Source organism: Burkholderia sp. Se-20378, from assembly GCF_017104665.1.
Lineage (GTDB): Bacteria > Pseudomonadota > Gammaproteobacteria > Burkholderiales > Burkholderiaceae > Burkholderia > Burkholderia lata.
In genome coordinates this window covers 1-5,417 of record NZ_JAAGPG010000537.1, presented here as the reverse complement: position 1 = coordinate 5,417, position 5,417 = coordinate 1, and the positions used below count along the sequence as shown (strand labels likewise).

Sequence of the window (5,417 nt, the reverse complement as noted above, 5' to 3'; positions counted from 1 at the left end):
CGGCCATCAGCGTGCGGCGCGGGCGACGTGCGGCGGGCGACGCGGGGTCTTTCGAAGGAGGCGTGGGCTTTTGTTCGTTATCCATCGTGATCTGTCAGGAAGACGGCGCGGCGGGCCGGAAATCGGACTGCTGGGCTGCGCGTGGGCGAGCGGTGCCGGGAGGGGGCGCCCGGCTCGGTCCGGGCCCCCGCCGGTCTGCGCGGGAAAAGAGCGGTGCGCACCGCGAGTGCGGCGCGACGATGGGCATGATCCTACGTCCCGTCCCCGTTACAGTCCAGTGGTCTATCTTTCAACGGGTTACGGTCGTTACAGAACGCGACAGGACGATGACGAAACGATTACACGCTGATGCGACGGGCCGGTGCGCCGCCGATCTCGCGGGTGATTTTCGCGATGCATTCGTGCAGCGCGGGCACCACGTGTTCGTGCAGCCATTCGGGCGGGCACTGGTGCGACGCGCCACCGCAATTCACCGAATAGCGCTGGCCCGACGGGCCGACGAAACCGGCCGCGACGGCATTCAGGCCTTCGCGCCATTCGCCGATCGCGATCGCGTGGCCGTCGCGCATCGCGTCGTCCAGCGCGGGGTTCAGGCGGGCGGACACATGCGGCCAGTCGTCGCCCGCCGTGGTGCGCAGCGACTCGAGCAACAGGCGGCGTTCGTCTTCCTCGAGTGCGGCAAGATACGCGCGGCCCACTGCGGTGCGTGCGATGTCCATCCGCGAGCCGATTTCGAGGCGCGTGACGAGCACGGCCGAGCGCGGCCGGATCACGTCGATCGCGACCATGTCGAGCCGGTCGCGCACCGCGAGGTGCACCGACAGCGACGTGCGTTCGGCCAGCTCGATCATGAACGGCCGCGAGCGCGCGCGGATGTCGAAGTTGCGCAGGAAGCCGTGGCTCAGTTCGAGTACCGACGCGGTGAGCACGAAGCGCTCGCTGTCGGGCAACTGAAACAGGAAGCCGGCGCTGACGAGCGTCGCGGTGATGCGCGAGACGGTCGGCTTCGGGATGCCGGTCAGTTCGGTCAGCTCGCGGTTGCTGACGGGCGCGTCGGCCGCCGCGATGCGGCGCAGCACGGCGAGGCCGCGGGCGAGGGCGGTGATCTCGTCGGGCGACGATTCACGGTCCCGCGACGCGGGAGGGGTTACAGTTGTCGACACGAGGGATTCTCTCTAATTCCGAAACTCGATTTCAATTTTGTTGGTATTGTAGGACTATTGTCAAAGGATGCATGTTCCGCAGGCAAACCGGTCATTGGATGAGATTTTACGGGTTCACCCTTGGTTTATTAGGAAAACGCTCAAATGAGCGTTGCCAGAAAGTGCATGAACCGGTGCAAATACCGCTTGACTTGTCGGGCGGAAACGGAAAGAATGTCTCACGTTTTCGAAACATCGTTTCAAGAGTTTAACCGGCAACGATGTTTCGCGCAGTCTCTCAGGTTCTAGCACGGCCCTCGGAATGGCTAGAACTTTTTTAGCGCCACGGTCTCCGTGGCGCTTTTTTTTGCCCATCTTTCTGCTCGTCCGCCCGGACGCGTCAGGCCCGTATTATCCCCCGATCGTCGAAACCCTCTGTTTGAACGCAGGCGGTGTCTGTTTGCGCACGCGCTTTGCGTGATGCGCAGGCGCAAAAAAAAGCGCGATGCCCGCACGGGGCATCGCGCATCAAACGGCGTGGAGCGCCGACGAATGAACGGTGATGAAGAAAGGGCGGGCCTGGCCGGGACGCAGGCCCGCCTCGCGTGGGCCGGTCAGGCCTTCGCGAGCTTGATGCTGGTCTGCTCGGCCGTCAGGTAGCCGACGCTGGCGCCGAAGCGGTCCTTGAAGTTCGCGCGCACGAGCGGATCGAGCGTCGGCTTGACCTTGTCGTGCAGGGGCGATTCCCAGTCGCCCGCGTGCTGGAAGTTGCTCATGATGTAGGTCCAGCCGTTGATCTCGTCGACGGCGTGCAGGCCTGTCGATTCGGCGCCGGCCGGGCACGACAGCACGCGCACCAGCGACTTCGTGTCGACGTTGTAGGCCCACAGGAAGTTGTTCACGTGCATGCCTGAGTCTTCGCCGATGAAGAGCGTGCGCAGCTTTTCGGAGAACTTCAGGTTGTCCGGGTTCGCGATCTTGTCCGGATTCGCGAGGTTGCCGAGCCCGTCGGCGGCGGCGAGATCCTCGCCGACCAGCGCGGCCGGCGCACCCATGTCGACCGGCACCCATTCGCTGTCGATCGCGCTGCCCGTCGTGTCGCGCTGGCTGCCCTTCAGGTTCAGTGCATAGACGGCGCCCGCGGCGATCTTCTTGTCGACCGCGACGTCGCGCGACACCGCATTGCCCTTGACCATCGACGTCTCGATCCGCGACATCGCCGTGTAGACGATCTTGTCCTTTGCGTTCACGGTCGTGCCTTCGAGCTTCGTGAAGCCCATGCTGCCGCCGAGCAGCGCCGCGTAGCGGTGCGTCTCGAGGAACGCGGCCGCCTTTTCCATCCCCGGCTTCACGCGCATCCAGTTGAACTTGCCGCCGAAGTGGATCTTCGTGTAGCTCGCATCGTTCGGGTCGGTGGTCGTCAGGTCCATGATGTCCGACGCCTTCAGCGTGTTCGCGAGCGCTTCGATCTCGCTGCTCGTGGCGTGGCCGATCTTGATCCACGTGAGCGTCGCGGTGCCCGCACCGGCGGACGACGTCTGCGTCCACTTCGCGACGTACAGCGTGCCGGCCGACAGGTCGGCCGCCTTGTCGGCGACGAACATGAACAGGCCGCCGTTGGTGGCGTCGTCACCCATCATCACGGTGCGCTGGTCCGGCATCACCTGGATCAGCTCGTGCGAGATGCGGCCGAGGCCGTAGTGCTTCTTCACGGTGCCGGTGCCGTCCGGATTCACGGTGATCTCGGGCAGGTGGCCGTAGTGGTAGGGGTTCGCCTTCGTCTCGTCGCCGAACGTGTTCTTGCTGAACGCCTTGAACTGCGCGTCGGTCGCGACCTTCGTCGCGTCCGGCTCGTACTCCTCGCTCGACAGGTGCGTGCCCCACGGCGACAGGCTCGCGCCGCACGTGATCCACAGGCCGTGCGCCTTCGACGTGTCGACGTTGTGGTACTTGACGACCTTCAGCGCGCCGTTGGCCGGATCCTGGTCGAGCGTCAGCACCGCGATCGGCGACGGCAGCTGGCCGTACTGCGATGCGCTGGCCTGGTCGCGCGTCGTGTATTCGAACTGCACGACGGCGAACACCGTGTTGCCCTTCACGCCGGACACGTTCGCGTTCTTCAGCGTCAGCAGCGAGCTGCCGTCCGGGCAGTCGGAATAGAACTGGCGCTCCTTGCCGGCTACCGAGCGATCGATGATCGGCTGGTTGTTGATGTCGTAGTAGCCGCCCGCGAGCGTCGTGCCGCCCTTGCCGTCCGGCACCAGGTCGCCCGTCACGAAGAACGGCCGGTACGCCAGCTTGAAGTTGCGCGCCGAGCCGTCCGAGAACGACACCGACAGCGTCGAGCCGACCGTCGTCGTGGCCATCGCGGCCGCGTTGTCGAGCGTGGGCGCGGCCATCGCCGAGAACGTCGCCGACGTGTACGCAGCGGCGACCGGGGCCGGCGTCGACGCCGGATTGTCGTCGCCGCCGCAACCCGTCAGCAGGGCCGGCAGCGCGAGGCCGGAAAGCGGGAGCATCGGCGCGCCGGCGAGGATCTTCAGGGCCTGACGACGGGAAGTATTGGGCAACGCGGGCATGTGGTGTCCAGTTTCAGTTGTTGGAAGAATGGCCTTCGCGAAGCAGGCGGTCGGCAAGCTCGGCGAAGGCAAATTGAAAACTGGACGGAAGTGTAAGGACGCTAGATGAAAGTTTTTTGAATTGAAAACGTAATGGTTCGTCGGGCGTTCGTCAGGCGCTCAATCGCGTTCGGGCGTCGCCGAGATGCGGTGGATCGACAGGTCCGCGCCGTCGAACTCGGCTTCGCGGTCGAGGCGCAGCCCGACGGTCGCTTTCAGTGCGCCGTAGACGAGCGTGCCGCCCGCGGTTGCGATTGCAATGCCACCGAGCGTGCCGACGAGCTGCGACATGAACGACACGCCGCCGAGACCACCCAGAGCCGGCAGGCCGAACACGCCGGCCGCGAGGCCGCCGAGCGCGCCGCACATGCCATGCAGCGGCCACACGCCGAGCACGTCGTCGATGCGCCACTTGTTCTGCACGCAGGTGAACATCGCGACGAACAGCGCGCCGGCCGCGGCGCCCGTGACGAGTGCGCCGATCGGGTGCATCACGTCGGAGCCCGCGCACACCGCGACGAGGCCCGCGAGCGGCCCGTTGTACGTGAAGCCCGGGTCGTTGCGGCCGGCCATCCACGCGGCGAGCGTGCCGCCGACCATCGCCATCAGCGAGTTCACGGCGACGAGGCCGCTGATCTTGTCGAGCGTCTGCGCGCTCATCACGTTGAAGCCGAACCAGCCGACCGCGAGCACCCACGCGCCGAGCGCGAGGAACGGGATGTTCGACGGCGGGTGCGCGGCGATCCGGCCATCCTTCGCATAGCGGCCGTGGCGCGCGCCGAGCAGCAGCACGGCCGGCAGCGCGACCCAGCCGCCGAACGCATGCACGACGACGGAGCCCGCGAAATCATGGAACGGCGCACCGAACGCGTGCGTGAGCCAGGCCTGCACGCCGAAGCGGTTGTTCCAGGCGATCCCTTCGAAGAACGGATAGATGAAGCCGACGATGATCAGCGTCGCGACGAGCTGAGGATTGAACTTCGCGCGCTCGGCGATGCCGCCGGACACGATTGCAGGGATCGCCGCCGCGAAGGTCAGCAGGAAGAAGAAGCGCACGAGCGCGTAGCCGTTGTGCTGCGACAGCGTGCCGATGTCGTCGAAGAACTCCACGCCGTACGCGATCGTGTAGCCGATGAAGAAGTACGCGAGGGTCGACACCGAGAAGTCGACCAGGATCTTCACGAGCGCGTTGACCTGGTTCTTCTTGCGGACCGTGCCGAGTTCGAGAAATGCAAAGCCCGCGTGCATCGCGAGCACCATGACGGCGCCGATCAACAGGAACAGTGTGTCGACGCCGGATTTCAGACCATCCATGCCGTGGCTTCCTTGCGCAAAAAACGGGCAAGGAACGCAAGTATCGAGCCAACTTGGTGAACGACTGCGTGGAGTTGGTGCTTCAACACCGTGTGGTGCGGCAATCCGGTGAATCGTGCACGGGAAGGGGGCGCGGCCGGTGCGGGGGCGACGTGATGCCGGTTGCACGCGTGTGGTGCGGCACGTGCGGAACTGGTGCGTGTGACGAGCCGATTGGTGCGGCGTGGTGCGTCGTGGTGCGCGACGGTGCGTCGCTGCGCACCGTTACGGCGCGTCAGTGACGCGGGAACAGCAGCGGCGGCCGGCGCAGCCGCAGCGCGCACGCCGACCAGTAGGCGGCGAC

The 5,417-nt window shown here is 65.8% G+C and carries 3 protein-coding genes; all 3 read right to left on the bottom strand.

Annotated elements, in window-relative coordinates; translation table 11 throughout:
- Positions 1–338: 338 nt before the first annotated feature.
- The 3 genes from G3N93_RS33110 to G3N93_RS33100 all read right to left on the bottom strand — a co-directional run bounded on the left by G3N93_RS33110 (position 339) and on the right by G3N93_RS33100 (position 5,074).
- Positions 339–1,163, bottom strand: coding sequence for an IclR family transcriptional regulator (locus G3N93_RS33110; protein WP_174935067.1), 825 nt, complete (start codon positions 1,161–1,163; stop codon positions 339–341).
- Between the two features lie 593 nt (positions 1,164–1,756).
- On the bottom strand, positions 1,757–3,721 hold the full coding sequence (locus G3N93_RS33105) for a PhoX family phosphatase (RefSeq protein WP_174935066.1): 1,965 nt from the start codon (positions 3,719–3,721) through the stop codon (positions 1,757–1,759).
- 159 nt (positions 3,722–3,880) lie between these two features.
- Positions 3,881–5,074 (bottom strand): ammonium transporter, encoded by a 1,194-nt coding sequence (locus tag G3N93_RS33100; protein ID WP_174935064.1) that lies wholly within the window; start codon positions 5,072–5,074, stop codon positions 3,881–3,883.
- Positions 5,075–5,417 lie beyond the last annotated feature (343 nt).

Excerpts from the sequence above, each read along its gene's own strand:
- G3N93_RS33105 (WP_174935066.1), bottom strand. The coding sequence starts at position 3,721 with ATGCCCGCGTTGCCCAATACTTCCCGTCGTCAGGCCCTGAAGATCCTC.
- G3N93_RS33100 (WP_174935064.1), bottom strand. The coding sequence starts at position 5,074 with ATGGATGGTCTGAAATCCGGCGTCGACACACTGTTCCTGTTGATCGGC.